We start from the raw sequence: 18,787 nt of genomic DNA, 5'->3' as shown, positions 1-18,787 counted from the left end.
CTATCTACGGAGTGTTAATAAAAATGGCAAAGATCGTCGACATCAAAGGGCGTGAGGTTCTCGACTCCCGTGGCAACCCGACAGTGGAAGCAGACGTTATCCTCGATAACGGCATCATCGGCAGCGCTTGCGCGCCGTCTGGTGCGTCCACCGGTTCCCGAGAGGCACTTGAGCTGCGCGATGGCGACAAGAGCCGTTACATGGGCAAGGGTGTGCTGAAAGCCGTCAGCAACATCAACGGCCCTATCCGTGATCTGCTGATGGGCAAGGACCCGCTGGATCAAAAGGCGCTGGACCGCGCGATGATCGATCTGGACGGTACCGAGAACAAGGCTTCGCTCGGTGCGAACGCAATCCTCGCAGTGTCCTTGGCAGCCGCAAAAGCCGCAGCTCAAGATCAGGACCTGCCGCTTTACGCCCATATCGCCAATCTCAATGGCACGCCTGGCCAGTACTCCATGCCGGTGCCGATGATGAACATCATCAACGGCGGTGAGCATGCCGATAACAACGTCGACATTCAGGAATTCATGGTTCAGCCGGTGGGTGCCAAGACATTCGCAGATGCACTGCGCATGGGCGCTGAAATCTTCCATCACCTCAAGGCCGTATTGAAGGCCCGTGGCCTGAGTACCTCGGTCGGCGACGAGGGTGGCTTTGCCCCGAATCTGGCATCTAACGAAGATGCACTGGCCGCCATTGCCGAAGCTGTTGCCAATGCCGGCTACAAGCTGGGAGACGACGTCACCCTGGCGCTTGATTGCGCGTCCAGCGAGTTCTTCGAGAACGGCAAGTACGATCTGGCTGGCGAAGGCAAAGTTTTCGATGCTGCAGGTTTTGCCGACTACCTGGCAGGCCTGTCGGAGCGCTACCCAATCATTTCCATCGAAGACGGCATGGACGAGTCCGATTGGGATGGCTGGAAGGTGCTGACTGACAAGATCGGTAGCAAGGTCCAGCTGGTTGGCGACGACCTTTTCGTGACCAACACCAAGATCCTCAAGGAAGGTATCGAGAAAGGTATCGGTAACTCGATCCTTATCAAGTTCAACCAGATCGGCTCCCTGACCGAAACCCTGGAAGCCATTCAGATGGCCAAGGCCGCAGGCTACACCGCCGTGATCTCGCATCGCTCCGGTGAAACCGAAGACCACACTATTGCCGACCTGGCTGTTGGTACGGCTGCAGGTCAGATCAAGACTGGCTCGCTGTGCCGCTCCGATCGCGTATCCAAGTACAATCAGTTGCTGCGGATCGAAGAGCAACTCGGCGGAAAAGCCCCTTACAAGGGCCGTGCCGAGTTCCGTGGCTGACCCGGCTATCGCGCGATAAGCCAGGGCATGCTAGAAAAGGGGCGGCGTTAGTCGCCCTTTTTTGTGGATAACGGTCAGCGCTGTTAAGGTCGACCCAGAGAAAGGCGATGCGCTCGCCAGCAAAGGAAAGCCAGCCCATGTCGCTGACCGCTGCATACATTACGCTACCTGAAACCAACCGAATTCGTTCCATGCCTTCCATGCGCAGTCCTTACTGGTTGTTCATCGTCCTGATCCTGCTCCTGGGTGGTCTTCAGTATCGTCTCTGGGTGGGCGAGGGAAGCCTCGCTCAGGTCAGTGGGCTGAACAAACAGATCGCCGAGCAACAGGGTGAAAACAGACGTTTGCTCGAGCGAAATCGCATACTCGAAGCCGAAGTGATGGAGCTCAAGCAAGGCATGGAGACTGTGGAGGAGCGAGCGCGCCACGAGCTGGGAATGGTCAAAGAGGGCGAAACTCTCTTTCAGCTCACTGAATGAGCGCGCTCCGGCTTCCACCGTTCTGGGTGGTGATTCCTGCGGCCGGTGTCGGCAGCCGCATGCGCGCTGACCGGCCAAAGCAGTACCTTGAGCTTGGCGGCCAAACCATCCTTGAACATACCCTCGATCGTTTTCTTGACCATCCGCAGCTTCAAGGTCTGGTCGTGTCCCTGGCGGAGCAAGATCCATACTGGCCTGAACTGCAATGTGCTGCTGATCCGCGTATTTGTCGTGCCACTGGAGGTAGTGAGCGTGCCGACTCGGTGCTTGCCGGGCTCCAGGTGCTCTCTGGCCTGGGTGCCAATGAAGAGGACTGGGTGCTCGTGCACGATGCCGCACGGCCCAATCTGGCGCTCGATGACCTGAATCGTTTGTTGGCCACCCTGGCGGATGATCCCGTTGGCGGACTGCTCGCGGTTCCGGCCCGTGACACGCTCAAACGCGCCGGGGCTGATGGGCGAGTGCAGGAGACAGTCGATAGGAGCGTTATCTGGCAGGCTTTCACCCCTCAGATGTTTCGGCTCGGTTCACTACGCGCAGCATTGATGGACGCGCTTACCAGTGGGGTGGCTGTCACGGACGAAGCGTCTGCGCTGGAGTGGGCGGGTCATCACCCGCGGCTGATCGAGGGTCGGGCCGATAATCTGAAAATCACCCGCCCTGAAGATCTGACGTGGCTGCAGCAGCGCTGGCAGTCTTGATCGACGAAGAGGCGATGCAGAACCTTCGGCCCTGCATCGCCGGTCCAGTGTAGCGATCTAGTAGCGGTAGATGGCTGCCGCACCGCTTTCGGTGGGCATGCGCTCGGTAGGCACGGAGATCACTTCACCGCCTTGTTCCAGCGTCCATATGGTCAGTTCATCAAGCAGGTCGGGGGTTGTGGCCGTGTCGTCTTCCACAGGTATCGCTTTGCCCTGCTGCTTGTCGGCTACACCGGGAATCTGGCGCTCAGCTTCTACTAGCAGTGTTGCGACACGGCCTTCCAGAGTGGCCTGGCCGATCTGCTCTAGCTGATCGGTAGCCAGGCCCTGACCGTGGGACTCTCCGTACTGGTTGATAAAACCTTCGAGGCGCTTGATGTAGCGCGGCTGCATGACTATCCAGCTCTTCTGTCGAAGGTCATCGGGGCTCAGCAATGACACATCACTTTCTATGCCTTCAGCGAACAGAAACTCGTTGTGGCTTTGCTTGCGGAAATGAAACTGGTGCTCCGGTAGTGCCGCCAGAATAAGGGGGAGTTTCGATTTGCGGCTGTGATGCTCAAGAATGGCGCGATCCACTTCGCGGAAGAACCTATCCCGGTCCCGGTCGATCTCGTCCTGGCGCCCAGCGCCGCCACTCTCGACTTGCATAGGGTCGCCTCGCTCACTGGCGCGACCAAAACCCTGTGGAAAGCCGGTCTGGCCTTTCTCGGTCAGTTCACGTCCCAGCGCCTCCTCCACGTTTTTCGGCACCCCCTCACCGAGCGAGACTTCATCGAGGCTGTCACGGTTACCTTCGAAGAGTCGTACCGAGTCCAGTGTGACTGCCAGGATCTGATAACGATCGGCGGACTGGGCGATGCGCAACAGCGGCTTGAGATGCATCCGATCATTGGCTACCGCAAGTTCCGGCACACTGCGTTGGAGGCGAAATACCTCGAAATAGTCCTTTGCAGCAAACACCGCGAGGCCGTCGCGGTTGGCGTTCCAGAAATCAGGATCATCGATTAAGTCATGAAAGGGTTTTAGCAGACTTTTGGCTTGGTCTGCCCGGCCTTGCTGCTTGAGGGATTCCTCCAGCTGTCGGACAAGATGCTTGAAGCGGATGGGGTCTTGCTGGCGCTCTGGGAAGCTGCGGTGGGTGGGTTGGTACAGCGAAAGGCAGGGGGCGTCGCGCTTAGCCAGTAGCTGGGACAAGGTTTCACGATCGAGCAATCTGTTCATGAACGGCCTCTCTAGTTGATTTGAAGTTGATGGGTCCCTCATGGACGGCGTCGGCCTGCGGTGGCAGGTCACGTCGGGCGGTTGTCAGTGGTGATTGAGCTTCTTGTCCAGCGCATGAGCAAGAGCGTGGTTGAGTTTCTCGGCAGCGCCGTCGATGGCTAAGGCCAGCGAGTCGGCCTTGTGGCTCGTCGAGATGGGGTCGTGCCCCTTGACCCGCGCTTCCATCTGGCAGCGCTTGTCCTGGGGGCCGCTCTTTCCGCTGTTCTCGTCGTTGAGATGAACTTCGACTCGGGTCAGCTGATCATCGAAACGCTCCAGCTCACTCTCGACCGCGGCCTTTACGTGCTCCTCGAGGGCGCTGGTTACATCGACGCTGTGATTGCTGTTCACCAGAATCTGCATGTTGTCCTCCTGATTGAATCGCCGGCTCGCTCAAGCAAAGCGCCGGAGGCACCGGCCTCAGAATTTCGACGTGGTGGGTTAAGCCGGGTTCCGCCTGATCCACACAGTCGGACGCGCGGCGCGGTCGCGACTCAGTTGCATCAATGGCGATATTCGGGACGCGTGGCGAGGCCGTCCTTGAGGGATTGGATGAGCAGACGGACCTTGGGCAACGGGTAACGGCGCTGTGGGTAGACAGCCCAAACCGCGGTGTTTGGCGGCTGGTTGTCTTCCAGCAGTGACACCAGATCACCACGGCGCAGCGGCTCCAGAACGTAATAGTCAGGCAGCTGGCACAGGCCGAAGCCACGGAGCGCTGCGTCCAGCACTGCCTGCCCGCTGTTGCAGCGCCAGTTACCGGCAGGTTTGAACGGCTGTTCTCGACCGTCGATCTGCAGCATCCAGGTGTCGCTCGTGCCAACCAGACAATTATGTCGAGAAAGTTCTGACAGTGTGTGCGGTCGCCCGTAGCGCTCGAGGTAGCTAGGGGCAGCGCACAGGTACATGGCGCGGGGGGCGATGCGGGTCGCGACCAGCCGCGACTCGCTGAGCCGGCCTAGTCGTATCGCGAGATCATAACCTTCCTGAACCAGATCGAGGGTGCGGTTCGATAACTCGATATCGACCCGCAGCTGCGGATGTTGTGCCATGAAGTCGTTTACCAACGGGACGATGAAGCGTTCGCCATAGGCCACGGCAGCCGTCATGCGCAGCAGCCCCGTCGGAGCAGCGTGAAGGTCGCTGATAGCATTGAAGGCCTCGTCGCGTTCCTCAATCAGTCGCTGGCAGCGGGCGAGGAAGGTATGCCCGGCCTCTGTCAGTGATACGCGGCGAGTGGTGCGGTAGAGCAGCCGCGCCTGCAGGCGCTCCTCAAGACGGGCCACCTGTCGGCTGACGTGCGAGGACGAAACGCGCAGCTGCTCTGCTGCGCGCATGAAGCTTCCGTACTCGGCTACAGCGACAAACTCATCCAACCCTTCCCAGCGTTTCATCATCTCTCCGCGTGCTGCATTCAGATGTTAGTACCAAGAATCGATTGTCCCTCTGTGGCAATAATGTTTCCACAATCAGCCGATTAACCCTGAGCGATTTACAAACTACACTGGCCCCAACAATCCCCAACAATCCCCAACAGGGCTGCTCAGATGACTATCAAATCCCGCGCCGCGGTCGCTTTCGCTTCAAATCAACCATTGCAGATCGTAGAAGTGGACGTCGAACCGCCCAAGGCAGGCGAAGTGCTCGTGCGTGTCGTTGCCACAGGCGTCTGCCATACCGACGCGTACACGCTTTCCGGTGAGGATTCCGAAGGGGTGTTCCCCTGCATTCTTGGTCACGAGGGTGGCGGTATCGTCGAGGCAGTTGGGGAAGGCGTTACCTCGGTACAGGTCGGCGATCATGTGATTCCGCTGTATACCGCTGAGTGCCGCCAGTGCAAGTTCTGCAAATCGGGCAAGACCAACCTGTGCAGCTCAGTGCGCGCTACTCAAGGTAAAGGCCTGATGCCCGATGGCACCACGCGGTTCTCCTACAAGGGTGAGCCGATCTATCACTACATGGGCACCTCGACCTTTTCCGAATACACCGTGCTCCCCGAGGTGTCGGTCGCGAAGATTCCAAAAGAGGCGCCGCTGGACAAGGTCTGCCTGCTCGGCTGCGGCGTAACCACCGGCATCGGTGCAGTGCTCAACACGGCCAAGGTGGAGGAGGGCGCGACGGTCGCGATCTTCGGCCTTGGCGGGATCGGGCTGGCGGCGATCATCGGCGCGAAGATGGCCAAGGCAAGTCGCATCATTGCCATCGATATCAACCCGTCCAAGTTCGCCATTGCCGAAGAGTTGGGCGCTACTGACTTCGTCAATCCAAAGGATCACGACAAGCCGATCCAGGAAGTCATCGTTGAGATGACTGATGGCGGCGTGGACTACTCCTTCGAGTGCGTTGGTAATGTCCAACTGATGCGCGCCGCGCTGGAGTGTGCTCACAAAGGCTGGGGCGAGTCGGTGATTATCGGTGTGGCTGGAGCAGGTCAGGAGATCAGCACTCGACCGTTTCAGCTGGTGACAGGCCGTGTCTGGCGTGGCAGCGCGTTCGGTGGCGTGAAGGGGCGTACGGAATTGCCAGGGTATGTGGAAAAAGCGCAAACCGGCGAAATTCCCCTCGATACCTTCATCACCCATAACATGGGATTGGACGAGATCAATGAAGCGTTCGACCTGATGCACGAAGGTAAGAGCATCCGGACCGTCATTCACTTCTGATCAGCGCACCGCCGCGGCGCTTCGTTATCAGTTGATGCCGAACGCTACGGCGCGACCGGAGGGCACATGAGCCTTGAGAATATTTCCTGCCAGAAGAGCTTCGGCGGCTGGCATAAGCGCTACCGCCATCGTTCGACCAGTTTGAACTGCGACATGGTGTTTGCCGTGTACCTGCCGCCGCAGGCTGAAGGCGGCGAGAAGCTGCCAGTGCTGTACTGGCTTTCTGGGCTGACCTGTACCGACGAAAATTTCATGCAGAAGGCAGGGGCGCACAGGCTCGCTGCGGAGCTTGGGCTCATCATCGTCGCTCCGGATACCAGCCCTCGGGGCGCGGATGTGCCGGATGATCCCGACAAAGCTTACGACTTTGGGTTGGGTGCAGGTTTTTACCTAAATGCTACCCAGCAACCATGGTCGCGGCATTACCGCATGTATGACTATGTGGTGAGTGAGTTGCCAGAGTTGATTGAGGCGAACTTTCCAGTATCAGATAAGCGCGGTATCAGCGGTCACTCCATGGGTGGCCATGGCGCGCTGGTCTGTGCACTGAAAAACCCGGGTCGTTATCAGTCGGTATCAGCGTTTGCACCGATCGCCAATCCGGTTGACTGCCCTTGGGGCGAGAAGGCATTCACGGGTTACCTGGGCACTGATCGTTCGCGCTGGCGCGAATGGGATGCCTGTTCTCTGATAGGGAAAGCTCAGGAGAAGCTGCCAATCCTTGTCGATCAAGGGGATCGCGATGACTTCATTGCAAACCAGCTCAAGCCCGGCGCGCTGGAGTCTGCAGCCAAGGCTGCAGAGCACCCGCTGACCTTGCGCATCCAGCCTGGCTACGATCACAGCTATTACTTCATCAGCAGTTTCATCGACGACCACCTGCGTCATCATGCGCGTGCGTTGAAAGCCTGAGTTCGTATAGGGGCGCTTTCCGATTCACGAGGATTGTGGATCGGCACCAAGCTGGCGTTCCCAGCCGCACTTGCGTGCCGCGTAGCCGATACCCGAAACAAAAAAGACCCGACCGGTTACCCGGTCAGGCCTTCCATCGCAAGGAGCTAGAGCGATGGATAATCGGTGAAGCCTTCTACGCCTTTGGCGTAGAAGAGCTCGGGGCGTGGTTCGTTGAGTGGTGCGTCCTGACGTAGTCGCTCAACGAGATCGGGATTGGCGATATAGGGAACACCAAATGCCACGGCGTCAGCTTTGCCCTCGGCCAGCCATGCATTGCCCTGTTCCTTGGTGAAGCTCTCGTTGACGATGTAGACGCCACCGAAGATTTCTTTCAATTGAGGGCTGAGGCTGTCGTTGCCGGCTTTTTCGCGTGAGCAGATAAAGGCGATGCCACGCTCGCCCAGTTCACGCGCGAGATAACCGAAGGTGTCGGCCAGATTGGTATCGCCCATGTCGTGAAGGTCTGCGCGCGGTGACAAGTGCACGCCTACACGGCCGGGACCCCAGACGCTGATTGCGGCATCCGTGACTTCCAGCATCAGGCGGGCACGATTTTCCAGTGAGCCGCCGTACTCATCGGTGCGCTGGTTGGTGCTGCTCTGCAGGAACTGATCGAGCAGATAACCATTGGCGCCATGGATTTCTACGCCGTCGAAACCGGCTTCACGGGCATTCTCCGCACCCTTACGGTAAGCCTCAACGATGCCTGCGATTTCTTCAGTTTCCAGCGCGCGCGGTGTTTCGTAATCCTTCATCGGCCGTAGCAGACTCACATGGCCGGCTGGTTTGATGGCGCTTGGCGCGACCGGCAGCTGGCCGTCGAGATAAATCGGGTCAGAAATCCTTCCTACGTGCCAAAGCTGCAGGACGATCTTCCCGCCTTTCGCATGCACGGTATCGGTAACCCTTTTCCAGCCTTGAACCTGCTCGGCCGACCAGATACCCGGAGTGTCAGGGTATCCGACGCCCATAGGCGTGACCGACGTGGCTTCGCTGATGATCAATCCGGCTCCGGCGCGCTGACCGTAGTATTCAGCAATGAGCTCTCCTGGCACGCGGCCAGGCTCGGCACGGCAGCGCGTCAGCGGGGCCATGATTATGCGATTGGCCAGTTCGAGATCGCCGATCTTGATCGGGTCGAAAAGTGTAGGCATAGCGATGCAGCTCCTTAACAGGGTTAAGCGTCGGTACAGCTCAGAGTTCTTGGCCGAGACGGGCCACGAAGGCCTCGATAGCCGGTTCATTGCGTTTGAAGAAGTGCCACTGGCCCACCTTTCGGTTAGTGACCAGACCTGCCCGCTGCAAGGTCGCCAGGTGAGCCGATACGGTTGATTGCGAAAGCCCTGCGCGCTGGTCGATCTGGCCGGCACATACACCGTTCTCCAGCGAGTGGTGTTGCTCGCAGAAGTGGCGCCCAGGCTCTTTCAGCCACCGCAGGATGTCCCGGCGCAACGGATGAGATATCGCCTTGATGATGCCGTCGAACTCGTCTTTCATGGCCTCGTCCGTTTGGTATATCGGAACGGGGCGAACTATATATCGGTATAAGGCGATATGGGATCGATTCGGTTGATGGTGTTTATCGGTGGCGTCGATCAGCGGTAGGCGGGTTCAACGGCTTTCGCTGTCCTGTAGAATCGCTGGCTGTTCTTTTCGGGGTCCACGAGTATGCGTATTGGTCATGGCTACGACGTCCACCGTTTCGGTGAGGGCGATTTCGTCACCCTTGGTGGAGTTCGAATTCCGCACAGGCATGGCTTGCTCGCGCATTCGGATGGCGATGTGCTGCTGCATGCATTAAGCGACGCGCTGCTCGGAGCGGCGGCGCTTGGTGATATCGGCAAGCATTTTCCCGACACTGATCCGGCTTTCAAAGGTGCCGATAGCCGTGTGCTGCTCAGGCACGTTCTTAAGCAGGTGCAGGGAAAGGGGTGGAAGGTGGGCAATGTGGACGCCACCATCGTCGCTCAGGCGCCAAAGATGGCGCCACACATCGACTCGATGCGCAGCTTGATTGCCGAGGATCTTCAAGTCGACCTCGATCAGGTCAACGTCAAAGCCACTACGACCGAGAAGCTCGGCTTTGTCGGCCGCGAAGAAGGGATAGCCGTCCACGCCGTTGCGCTGTTGGTCCGCGCATGACCGAAGAGCAGTTACTCGGCCCTCGGGCGCATGGCGCCGCTTGCGGCACCGCTGTGCTCAAGGCAGTCGCGGAGGATTTCCAGGTCGACGAAGTGCTCGATATTCCATTGTCGGGAGCGGGCGAGCATCTCTGGCTGTGGGTCGAAAAACGCAATCTCAATACAGAGGAAGCAGCCCGCCGTATCGCCCGAGCGGCTGGCGTCCCAATCCGCAACATCAGCTACGCAGGGATGAAGGACCGACAGGCGTTGACCCGTCAATGGTTTAGCCTTCACCTGCCAGGCAAGACGGATCCGGAATTAAGCAGAGCTGAAGACGAGACGCTAAGTATTCTCAAGACAGGTCGGCACCAGCGCAAACTGCAGCGTGGTGCGCATTCGGCGAATGGATTCATCCTGCGCCTGACCGAGCTACGGGCAGAGCGAGCCGAGCTGGATGCGCGCCTGGAGCAGATCAAAGCGCACGGAGTGCCTAACTACTACGGTCAACAGCGGTTCGGGTTCGAAGGCAGTAACGTTCACGGTGCTCGAGAATACGCCGAGCGCCAGGAGCTTCCTGTACAGCGTAATCTGAGGTCGCGGCTGTTATCGGCCGGCCGCAGCTATCTGTTCAATCAGGTGTTGGCCACGCGAGTTGCAGACGGCAGCTGGAACACTGCCCAGATTGGCGACTTGCTGGCCTTCACTGACAGTCGCAGTTTTTTCCCTGCCGGCGAAGCTGAATGTAGCGATCCGCGTCTGGCCGTTCTGGACCTTCACCCTACCGGTCCGCTTTGGGGTGTGGGTCAATCGCCTGCAAGCGGCGAAGCTGGCGCGCTGGAGTCAAGAATCGGCGAAGCGGAGCCGTCAATCGCCAAGTGGCTCGCAGAAGCCGGCATGAAGCATGAACGGCGCATTCTTCGCCTCCCCATTGGCGGCTTGTCGTGGCATTATCCCGGGCCTGACATTCTGCAACTTGAATTCGTCCTGCCGACCGGATGCTTTGCCACTGCTGTGGTGCGTGAGCTGGTCAGCCTGGCAGGGCAGACGGACATCTGATGCGTATTTTGATCGCCAACGACGACGGGGTGTATGCACCTGGGCTCGCCGCGCTTTACGACGCGCTGGCGGATTTTGCCGAGTGCATTGTGGTTGCCCCAATCCAGGATATGAGTGGCGCGAGCAGTGCGCTGACCCTGGATCGGCCCCTTCATCCTGTCACCATGCCGAACGGCTTCATCGGTGTGAACGGAACACCAACCGATTGTGTTCACCTGGGCATCAATGGTCTGCTCGAAGATGCACCGGACATGGTGGTTTCGGGGATTAATCTTGGGGCCAACCTGGGCGATGACGTGCTGTATTCGGGTACGGTCGCAGCGGCCATCGAAGGTCGTTTTACCGGTAAGCCTGCGTTTGCCTTCTCACTGGTATCTCGGTTGACCGATAACCTGCCGACGGCGGCATATGTCGCGCGCAAGCTGGTCGAGCAGCAGGCATCGCTCGATCTGCCACCGCGAACGGTCTTGAGCGTCAACGTGCCCAACCTGCCGCTCGATCATATTCGGGGGATTCAGTTGACGCGCCTGGGGCATCGGCGCAGAGCGAAGCCGCCGGTCAGACAGGCTAATCCGCGCGGTAAGGACGGTTACTGGATCTCCGTTGCTGGCGACGTGGAAGACGGCGGTCCGGGTACTGATTTCCATGCAGTGATGCAGGGCTACGTTTCGATTACCCCGCTGCAGCTTGATCGAACCTTTCATGAGGCATTCGACGGCCTCGACAGTTGGCTGGAGGGCGTGTTGTGAACCGCGGACCTGACGATTTTCTGCGCCACGGCACCGGAATGACTTCACAACGTACGCGTGATCGTCTGATCCAGCGCTTATATGAAGAAGGACTCTCCGATCCTCGGGTGCTCGAAGTGATTCGACGTACGCCGCGGCATCTGTTTGTGGATGAGGCATTGTCCCACCGGGCCTATGAAGACACCGCGCTGCCGATAGGACACAACCAGACCATTTCCCAGCCGTTCATGGTGGCGCGCATGAGCGAGTTGCTGCTTGCTGATGGTCCGCTGGATAAGGTGTTGGAAATCGGCACCGGTTCCGGCTATCAGACCGCCGTGCTGGCGCAACTGGTCGAACGCGTCTTCTCGGTCGAGCGAATTCAGGCATTACAGGACAGGGCGAAGGAACGGCTGGTCGAACTCAAGTTGCGCAACGTGGTCTTTCGCTGGGGTGATGGTTGGGAAGGGTGGCCTGCACTGGCTCCATACAACGGCATCATCGTTACCGCGGCGGCTGCCGACGTGCCACAGGCGCTCCTCGATCAACTCGCCCCCGGGGGGCGGTTAGTGATCCCGGTGGGGGTTGGTGAAGTCCAGCAACTGATGCTGATCATTCGAGAGGAAGAGGGTTTTTCCCGCCACCTGTTGGATACCGTACGCTTCGTGCCGCTGCTCAATGGACCTGTAGTTTGATCTCAGCGGAAGGAAGCATGAAGAACGCTTTGTTGTTGTACGCCAAAGGCATGGCCATGGGCGCTGCGGATGTCGTGCCTGGCGTGTCAGGCGGAACCGTTGCATTCATTACCGGTATTTATGACGAGTTGCTTCGCTCCATCGGCGCAGTGCCGAACGCCCTGGCGCCACTGCTCAAGGGGCGGTTCTCCGAGGCATGGCGCACCGCTAATGCGAGCTTTCTCCTGGTCCTGTTCGCTGGAATTCTGACCAGTGTGCTCAGTTTGGCGAAGCTGATCACCTTTCTACTTGAGCAGCATCCGATACCGGTATGGTCGTTCTTTTTCGGCCTGATTCTGGTCTCGGTGCATTTGGTTGGAAAAGAGGTAAAGAGGCGGTCCCTGTCACGGTTGATAAGCCTGTGCCTGGGTATCGGCTTTGCCTACTGGATTACCGTGGCGGCGCCTATGCAGTGGAGCGCCAGCAGCATCAGCCTTTTCTTTGCCGGTGCCATTGCGATCTGCGCAATGATCCTGCCTGGCATTTCAGGCAGCTTCATTCTGGTGCTGCTCGGTCTTTATCCAATCATTCTAGGGGCGGTGAAAGCGCTGGATCTCGGGGTGATGATGACTTTCGCTGCTGGTTGCCTGGTTGGGCTGCTCAGCTTCGCGCGTGTTCTGAGCTGGGTGCTGCGTCGCTGGCGCGACCTGACCCTGTCATTTCTGACCGGACTGATGCTCGGCTCTCTGAACAAAGTCTGGCCATGGAAAGAAACGCTGACGTGGCGCACCAATTCCCACGGTGAGCGCGTACCGCTGCTGGAACAGAATCTGTCTCCAAGTGCATTCGGTGATTTGACCGGACAAGATCCGCAACTGCTGCTGGCGCTTCTTCTCGCGTTTGCAGGGATCGCACTCGTGCTTGGCCTCGAGTGGTATGCAGGGCGTCACCAGCCAGCCGCGCAAAGCGTCTGAACCGATTTGTCGATCTTAGGGAGCGGGCATTGAAGCTCACAGCCAGCATGCGGTGGATACGCAGTTCGTCATTCCGTTGCGCGCTTGCAGCCTTATTGGCTGGCTCGTTACTGGCCGGGTGCGCTAGCTCGCCGTCAGGTGGCGTAAGTGTCGTCGATCGTAATAACCGAGACCGCGTAACTAGCGGGCATTACATTGTCCGACGGGGCGACACCCTGTGGTCAATTGCTTTTCGCTTCGGTTGGGATTGGCGCGATCTGGCGCGTGTCAACAATATTCAGCCCCCGCACGTCATCTACCCTGGCCAAACGATCCGTTTCAGTGGGCAGCCGTCTCGCACAACTGCCACTCGTCCGGTTACACCGCCGCCGCCTACACCCTCAAGCACTCCTACGGTAGTGACTAATCCGGTACCGACTTCGCCGCCTCTTTCGCGCCCCAGCGCACCGGCGCCCAAGCCGCCCGCGGCGAGCACTCCCGTCCAGCCGGTGGCCCGCTCCGCAAGCGGCTGGGCGTGGCCTGCAGGAGGGGCGGTGATCGGTCGTTTTTCCTCAAACGGCAGTTTGAATAAAGGAATTGATATCGCCGGGGAATTAGGACAGCCTGTTTTAGCTGCTTCTGATGGGGCTGTTGTGTACGCCGGCAGTGGTTTACGGGGTTACGGCGAACTTGTGATCATCAAGCACAGCGATACCTATGTAAGTGCCTACGGACACAACCGCAGGCTGCTGGTTCAGGAGGGTCAACAAGTCAAAGCTGGGCAAACTATTGCCGAGATGGGATCGACTGGAACCGACCGGGTGAAGCTGCATTTTGAGATTCGCCGCCAAGGCAAACCTGTGGATCCGCTGCAATATCTGCCAAAGCGATGATTTGATGCTGCCTGTTCTGGCACTAGGAGGGGCTTGAGCGATACCAGGGAGGTGTGCCGCCCGAGCCTGTTGTCGAACTCAGAACAGGAAAAACAATAATGGCTCTCAAAAAAGAAGTGCCGGAGTTTGACGTAGACGATGCCGTTCTACTCATGGAACCTTCAGCGGACGTGGATTCGATCACCGATATCCCCCGCGCTGGTTCGGCTGGCGCCAAGTCCAAGACCGCAACGGTCAAACAACACAAATTTGTCGATTACACCCGTGCGCTAGACGCCACTCAGCTGTATCTCAACGAAATCGGTTTCTCCCCTCTGCTGACCCCCGAACAGGAAGTGCACTTCGCGCGGCTTGCGCAGAAGGGCGATCCCGCCGGGCGCAAGCGCATGATCGAAAGCAACCTTCGGTTGGTGGTTAAGATCGCGCGCCGCTATGTGAACCGAGGGCTGTCTTTGCTCGACCTGGTCGAGGAAGGCAACCTGGGACTGATACGTGCCGTCGAGAAGTTCGATCCTGAGCGTGGCTTCCGGTTCTCCACCTACGCCACCTGGTGGATCAGGCAAACCATCGAACGGGCCATCATGAATCAGACACGGACCATCCGTTTGCCGATCCATGTGGTCAAGGAGCTGAATGTCTATCTGCGGGCTGCGCGTGAGCTGACCCAGAAACTTGACCATGAACCGAGCCCGGAAGAAATCGCCAACCTGCTCGAGAAGCCAGTTGCCGAGGTCAAGCGAATGCTAGGGCTCAATGAGCGAGTGACGTCCGTGGACGTATCGCTTGGGCCAGACACCGACAAGACCTTGCTCGACACGCTCACCGATGATCGCCCCAGCGATCCGTGTGAGTTACTGCTCGATGACGATCTGTCTGAAAGTATTGATCAATGGCTTTCAGACCTTACGGAAAAACAGCGTGAAGTCGTGATCCGCCGATTCGGGCTGCGTGGTCATGAAAGCTGCACGCTGGAGGAAGTAGGCCAGGAGATCGGGCTGACCCGTGAGCGGGTGAGACAGATCCAGGTCGAGGCACTTAAGCGGCTGCGTGAGATACTTGAGCGTAATGGCTTGTCCAGCGAGTCCTTGTTCCGCTGACTTTGGCTTTCCCCTCGCCTGACCGGTGAGGGGAATCCTCCCCGGCTTCTTGTGATTCATGCAAGCTGACGCAGCCCACTTGGTAGAGCGCAACGCATTCTGATCTTTTGGGATTAATTCCTTACCGTTTCGTTTTCAGTATTAGTGACTCTCAATGTAGGCATTTGCTTACACAACGTGTAAGCAAAGCGTGCAAAGTTAACCACGTGGATGACGAATCACGAATTCGCCGTGGTGCAAGTGCATGATTTACATGGCGTTTGAAAATTAATTGGCTAGTGGCTATGTGGCCATCATGCATTTTTCCGAGTTGCTGTTGTCGTCCAGAACCTTAATATCGCATCCGTGCTCAGGGACAAGCACAGCCGGCAAGGATGTCGGTCAGGAACAACCGTAGGAAGCGGTTCATCAGGATGATGAGCAGGAAATAAAGGGATGCAAGGAAGGAGGCGGGCGGGGGTTAAACCCCGCCCCTTTTTTTGCCTGCAATTTTAGTCGCTTGTCCTGCATTCCGAACGACTTCGGCACAGAGTGTCCTATGTTCAGGTACTCAACGCAGAGGAGTTCACAATGAACGGTACAAACCCGAATCAACCCGCCCAGTCCGATCAGGACCATGTAGACCCTGCGAAGCGTCATCCAGACGAGGCTGACGAAGATCAGCTGGACGAGGCACTGGAGGAAACTTTCCCAGCCAGCGATCCCATCTCTCCGTAAATAATACCCGCGTAATCTCTGTCACTGTTCTCTGTTCAATCGTTGCAGTAGCGCAGGAATTACTTGTTCGCGCAGTAGCGGGGCGAGATCGCCCTCAAGCTGCGCATGTAACTTCAACCAGGCCACCGTCTCGATTTCAGCTTGAGCCTTTGCTGGGCCTTTTAGGTTGCCTATGAATACATCGGCTTCGACCCAGTGATCCGGCTCGTTTGCAGCTCTGGAACGAAAGTGACCGAGGGGTTGAAGTGCTGATGCCCCGATATCCAGACCTAATTCTTCATGAAGCTCTCGCCTGAGGGCATCGAGCGACCCTTCCCCCTGTTCGATCTTGCCACCCGGCAACATGTAGAACCGAGTGCCGCGCTTACGCACGATGAGCAATCTGCCGACTTCGTCCAATAGACAGGCAGTGGCAACTCTCAGGATATTGATACTCATATCGTTTCTCTGTGGTGGTGCATCGCCACAAGCGTCTTGTGACGGTTGTAGCGTTCGAGGCGGGATGCCAAGGCCTCTGGAAGTGATTCGGTGGGATTGAAATCCAGCGCCTGATAAAAGTGCACCAGCCGAGGATCACAAAACAGCCATACAGGCCCGTCGCAATCACAAAGTGCCCTCGATACCAGACATCTAGCCAAACCGCGGCCGCGGTGGTCGGGCGCAACCAGTAATCCGGTCAGCCATTTGCCCTTGGCTACATCGGTCAGGCACAGCCCGGCGACAATATCCGGATCTCCGGCAACCCAATAGGACGCCTCGGCTGGGGCGCGCATGTGGCTGCGATGCCATCGGTAAAATTTGTTCAATAGAGGCCGAAGTTCGGGTAACAAATTACGTATTGGAAGTTGATTCATGAATGTCCTTCCGACTTGCACCGGGCATGCATCCAGAGGCCTGCAGTCCGCGCTGGGCTTGAGTACAGGCGCAATTACTCCGTTCATCCGAACGCTGCAATTTTTCGTCATAAATAATGTTCTCAGAATGACCAGCCCTCCAACTAGGACATAACAATATGTTGGATCTTCTGATTGTCATGGCTTTCGTTCTCTATGGCCTGAGCTCCGGACTGCGCGCGCGGGGTAAGGCATCCAAGAGTCTCGATGAGTACTTCCTCGCAGGCAGGACGATAAAGGGCTGGAAGGCCGGCTTTTCAATGGGGGCGACGCAGTTTGCTGCCGATACGCCGCTGCTGGTGACGGGCCTGGTTGCGACAGCCGGTGTTTTCGCTTTATGGCGACTGTGGATCTACGGTCTAGCCTTTCTGCTGATGGCATTTGTATTTGCGGTGGGTTGGCGTCGAGCAGGCGTGCTGACCGATGCGGAGCTCACGCGCGTGCGCTACAGCGGCCGGGGCGTCACTCCGCTACGTTTACTAAAAGCCATCTACTACGGCACGGTGATCAATTGCGTCGTGTTGGCGATGGTGCTGGTAGCGGCCATTCGAATCGCCGAAGTGTTTCTTCCTTGGCATCTATGGCTGCCCTCAGGCATCTACGAGCCCATAGTTGGATTCGTCGCCAGTACCGGTATTCAGCTTGGCGAGAGCATTACCGGGCTGGATCCTGCAATGATGAGTGCGAACAACCTCATCTCCATTCTGCTGATTCTCGCATTCACTGCGATGTATTCAATTACTGGCGGTTTGCGAGCGGTCGTGCAGACCGATGTCATGCAGTTCAGCCTGGCAATGGTCGGAACGCTGCTCTATGCCTGGTTCGTCGTTGACGCCGCTGGCGGCCTTGGGGGGCTCACGGATCGCATTGTGGAGCTGTACGGCGTTGACCAGGCCAGCAAGATGCTTTCATTTTCACCGCCCGCTAATGCCGGCGAGGCACTGATGCCGTTCCTCGTAATTGTGGGGCTGCAATGGTTCTTTCAAATGAACTCTGATGGCACTGGGTATCTTGCACAGCGAAGCATGGCCTGTCCCACGGATCGCGACGCGAGGATTGCTGGGTTGGTATTCACCTGGCTGCAGATTTTTCTGCGCAGCTTGTTCTGGATGGCGATTGCAGTGGGGCTGCTGGTGCTTTATCCCTTTACTCCGGCGGAAATGGCAGGGGATGGCTTCACGGCGGGGCGTGAAGCTCTGTTCGTACAAGGTATCGAGGATTTGCTTCCTCCTGGGGTGCGCGGACTCATGCTGGTGGGTCTGCTGGCGGCATTGGCCTCGACGGTCGACACGCACCTCAATTGGGGCGCGTCGTACTGGAGCAATGACGTCTACGGCGGCGTTTTTGCGCCTCACGTACTCAAGCGCAAAGCCAAGGATCGCGAGCTGGTGCTGGTTGCCCGGCTGTCCAACGTACTTATCCTGGCAATTGCGATGATCATCATGGCCAACCTAGGTTCCATCCAGACCGCCTGGTTCATCTCACTGCTGTTCGGTGCGGGGATGGGTTCGGTGCTGGTGCTGCGCTGGCTGTGGGAGAGAATCAATCTTTATTCCGAACTCACGGCGATGGCTGTGTCGCTGATCACCGCACCGCTGCTTTTGTACTACCTTGGCACCGATCCAGAACGGGAATGGATCCGACTCGGAATCATGGCACTGACCACGACGTCCGCAGCCATCCTTGTAACGTTCATTACGCCTGCAACCGACGATGCGACGATCAAGCGCTTCTACCGTCGCGTACGACCATTCGGTTTCTGGCGAAATGCCGCAATGCTCAATGGCGTAGCGGCGTCGGTTTCGATCAAGGCGCTCGGCACCCGCCTGTTTGCGGTCGCAGTGACAGCGGTATCGCTCTTCTCTCTGCTGGTGGGCGTGGGCCGGTTGATGTTCCCACCGCCAGGCGGCTCCACAACGATCAGTTGGGTTTGTATTGCCATCGGCCTGTTGTTGATTCCGGTCTGGTTGCGGATTGCCATAGGGCGAGACTTCGACTCCGACCCGGAAGACGAACCCATGTTGGATGACACGGGTGTCGATCAACGAAACCCTATTTGATCTTATATGAGTGCCTAAAGCCGCTTCGCTAGTTATATAGATAGGAATTGTTTGCAATATAGAGCAATTAACTAGCGTAGCGGCAAATAATAAATATATTAATCATCAAGCACTTACGCGATATACCTAAAATAAAGTGAACAGTCTCTGTGTGCTCATGTCATTAACATACGCATCAGAAAGTTGCGTATCCGTCATGCTATGAAGAACAAGAGGTGTT

The 18,787-nt window shown here is 57.7% G+C and carries 20 protein-coding genes and 1 pseudogene; 14 read left to right on the top strand and 7 right to left on the bottom strand.

Translation table 11 applies throughout. The features are described 5' to 3' along the window. Positions 1–23 precede the first annotated feature (23 nt). From eno to ispD, 3 genes are all read left to right on the top strand, one after another. Positions 24–1,313 (top strand): phosphopyruvate hydratase, encoded by a 1,290-nt coding sequence (gene eno, locus EA797_RS11050; protein WP_122165244.1) that lies wholly within the window; start codon positions 24–26, stop codon positions 1,311–1,313. Between the two features lie 200 nt (positions 1,314–1,513). Beyond that, positions 1,514–1,792, top strand: a complete 279-nt coding sequence (gene ftsB / locus EA797_RS11045; RefSeq protein WP_122166256.1) for a cell division protein FtsB — start codon at positions 1,514–1,516, stop codon at positions 1,790–1,792. Continuing rightward, positions 1,789–2,493 (top strand): 2-C-methyl-D-erythritol 4-phosphate cytidylyltransferase, encoded by a 705-nt coding sequence (ispD, locus tag EA797_RS11040; protein ID WP_122165243.1) that lies wholly within the window; start codon positions 1,789–1,791, stop codon positions 2,491–2,493. The genes ftsB and ispD overlap by 4 nt, the downstream gene beginning before the upstream one ends. Positions 2,494–2,550: 57 nt before the next feature. Here the strand turns inward: ispD and EA797_RS11035 are convergent, their stop codons facing one another. The 3 genes and pseudogenes from EA797_RS11035 to EA797_RS11025 all read right to left on the bottom strand — a co-directional run bounded on the left by EA797_RS11035 (position 2,551) and on the right by EA797_RS11025 (position 5,150). Further along, entirely contained in the window at positions 2,551–3,717 is a 1,167-nt protein-coding gene (locus tag EA797_RS11035) for a baeRF3 domain-containing protein (protein ID WP_122165242.1), read from the bottom strand. Between the two features lie 102 nt (positions 3,718–3,819). Further along, positions 3,820–4,119, bottom strand: a pseudogene (hpf, locus tag EA797_RS11030) (ribosome hibernation-promoting factor, HPF/YfiA family); the annotation flags it as partial. A gap of 140 nt (positions 4,120–4,259) precedes the next feature. Further along, positions 4,260–5,150, bottom strand: a complete 891-nt coding sequence (locus EA797_RS11025; protein WP_122165240.1) for a LysR family transcriptional regulator — start codon at positions 5,148–5,150, stop codon at positions 4,260–4,262. 153 nt (positions 5,151–5,303) lie between these two features. Between EA797_RS11025 and EA797_RS11020 the strand changes: the two genes are divergently transcribed. Both EA797_RS11020 and fghA read left to right on the top strand, forming a co-directional pair. Continuing rightward, on the top strand, positions 5,304–6,419 hold the full coding sequence (locus tag EA797_RS11020) for an S-(hydroxymethyl)glutathione dehydrogenase/class III alcohol dehydrogenase (RefSeq protein ID WP_122165239.1): 1,116 nt from the start codon (positions 5,304–5,306) through the stop codon (positions 6,417–6,419). A gap of 66 nt (positions 6,420–6,485) precedes the next feature. Beyond that, positions 6,486–7,331 (top strand): S-formylglutathione hydrolase, encoded by an 846-nt coding sequence (fghA, locus tag EA797_RS11015; protein WP_122165238.1) that lies wholly within the window; start codon positions 6,486–6,488, stop codon positions 7,329–7,331. Between the two features lie 146 nt (positions 7,332–7,477). Here fghA and EA797_RS11010 read toward each other — a convergent pair whose 3' ends face one another. Further along, complete coding sequence (locus EA797_RS11010; protein ID WP_122165237.1) at positions 7,478–8,527, bottom strand: alkene reductase; 1,050 nt, start codon at positions 8,525–8,527, stop codon at positions 7,478–7,480. 40 nt (positions 8,528–8,567) lie between these two features. Next, positions 8,568–8,870, bottom strand: coding sequence for an ArsR/SmtB family transcription factor (locus EA797_RS11005; RefSeq protein ID WP_122165236.1), 303 nt, complete (start codon positions 8,868–8,870; stop codon positions 8,568–8,570). A gap of 171 nt (positions 8,871–9,041) precedes the next feature. Here EA797_RS11005 and ispF point away from each other — a divergent pair, with 171 nt between their 5' ends. The 8 genes from ispF (at position 9,042) to EA797_RS21825 (ending at position 15,614) form a co-directional block, all read left to right on the top strand. Beyond that, positions 9,042–9,515, top strand: a complete 474-nt coding sequence (gene ispF, locus EA797_RS11000; RefSeq protein WP_122165235.1) for a 2-C-methyl-D-erythritol 2,4-cyclodiphosphate synthase — start codon at positions 9,042–9,044, stop codon at positions 9,513–9,515. After that, complete coding sequence (gene truD, locus EA797_RS10995) at positions 9,512–10,552, top strand: tRNA pseudouridine(13) synthase TruD (protein ID WP_122165234.1); 1,041 nt, start codon at positions 9,512–9,514, stop codon at positions 10,550–10,552. The genes ispF and truD overlap by 4 nt, the downstream gene beginning before the upstream one ends. Beyond that, positions 10,552–11,301, top strand: a complete 750-nt coding sequence (surE, locus tag EA797_RS10990; RefSeq protein ID WP_122165233.1) for a 5'/3'-nucleotidase SurE — start codon at positions 10,552–10,554, stop codon at positions 11,299–11,301. Before truD ends, surE begins: the two co-directional genes overlap by 1 nt. Before the next feature lie 38 nt (positions 11,302–11,339). Then, a complete protein-coding gene (locus tag EA797_RS10985) occupies positions 11,340–11,975 on the top strand; it encodes a protein-L-isoaspartate(D-aspartate) O-methyltransferase (RefSeq protein WP_122166254.1) in 636 nt (211 codons plus the stop codon). A gap of 17 nt (positions 11,976–11,992) precedes the next feature. Next, entirely contained in the window at positions 11,993–12,928 is a 936-nt protein-coding gene (locus tag EA797_RS10980) for a polyprenyl-phosphate transporter (protein ID WP_122165232.1), read from the top strand. A gap of 47 nt (positions 12,929–12,975) precedes the next feature. Further along, positions 12,976–13,800, top strand: a complete 825-nt coding sequence (locus EA797_RS10975) for a peptidoglycan DD-metalloendopeptidase family protein (protein ID WP_122166252.1) — start codon at positions 12,976–12,978, stop codon at positions 13,798–13,800. 98 nt (positions 13,801–13,898) lie between these two features. After that, positions 13,899–14,897, top strand: coding sequence for an RNA polymerase sigma factor RpoS (gene rpoS, locus EA797_RS10970; RefSeq protein WP_122165231.1), 999 nt, complete (start codon positions 13,899–13,901; stop codon positions 14,895–14,897). A 570-nt stretch (positions 14,898–15,467) separates the two neighbouring features. Then, positions 15,468–15,614 carry a hypothetical protein gene (locus tag EA797_RS21825; protein WP_167468803.1) on the top strand — a complete coding sequence of 49 codons (147 nt, stop codon included), beginning with the start codon at positions 15,468–15,470 and terminating at the stop codon, positions 15,612–15,614. Positions 15,615–15,635: 21 nt separating this feature from the next. On the opposite strand, the gene EA797_RS10965 is transcribed toward EA797_RS21825, so the two are convergent. Both EA797_RS10965 and EA797_RS10960 read right to left on the bottom strand, forming a co-directional pair. After that, a complete protein-coding gene (locus EA797_RS10965; RefSeq protein ID WP_122165230.1) occupies positions 15,636–16,052 on the bottom strand; it encodes an NUDIX hydrolase in 417 nt (138 codons plus the stop codon). Continuing rightward, positions 16,049–16,387, bottom strand: coding sequence for a GNAT family N-acetyltransferase (locus EA797_RS10960; RefSeq protein WP_341866921.1), 339 nt, complete (start codon positions 16,385–16,387; stop codon positions 16,049–16,051). The genes EA797_RS10965 and EA797_RS10960 overlap by 4 nt, the downstream gene beginning before the upstream one ends. Before the next feature lie 239 nt (positions 16,388–16,626). Here EA797_RS10960 and EA797_RS10955 point away from each other — a divergent pair, with 239 nt between their 5' ends. Further along, the gene (locus EA797_RS10955) at positions 16,627–18,567 is read left to right on the top strand and encodes a sodium:solute symporter family protein (RefSeq protein WP_122165228.1); all 1,941 of its coding nucleotides are present in this window, start codon (positions 16,627–16,629) and stop codon (positions 18,565–18,567) included. Positions 18,568–18,787: the final 220 nt, after the last annotated feature.

The organism is Stutzerimonas zhaodongensis (assembly GCF_003696365.1).
Lineage (GTDB): Bacteria > Pseudomonadota > Gammaproteobacteria > Pseudomonadales > Pseudomonadaceae > Stutzerimonas > Stutzerimonas zhaodongensis.
Note: the sequence above shows the minus strand (reverse complement) of the source record. Positions and strands in the feature narration are given on the sequence as shown.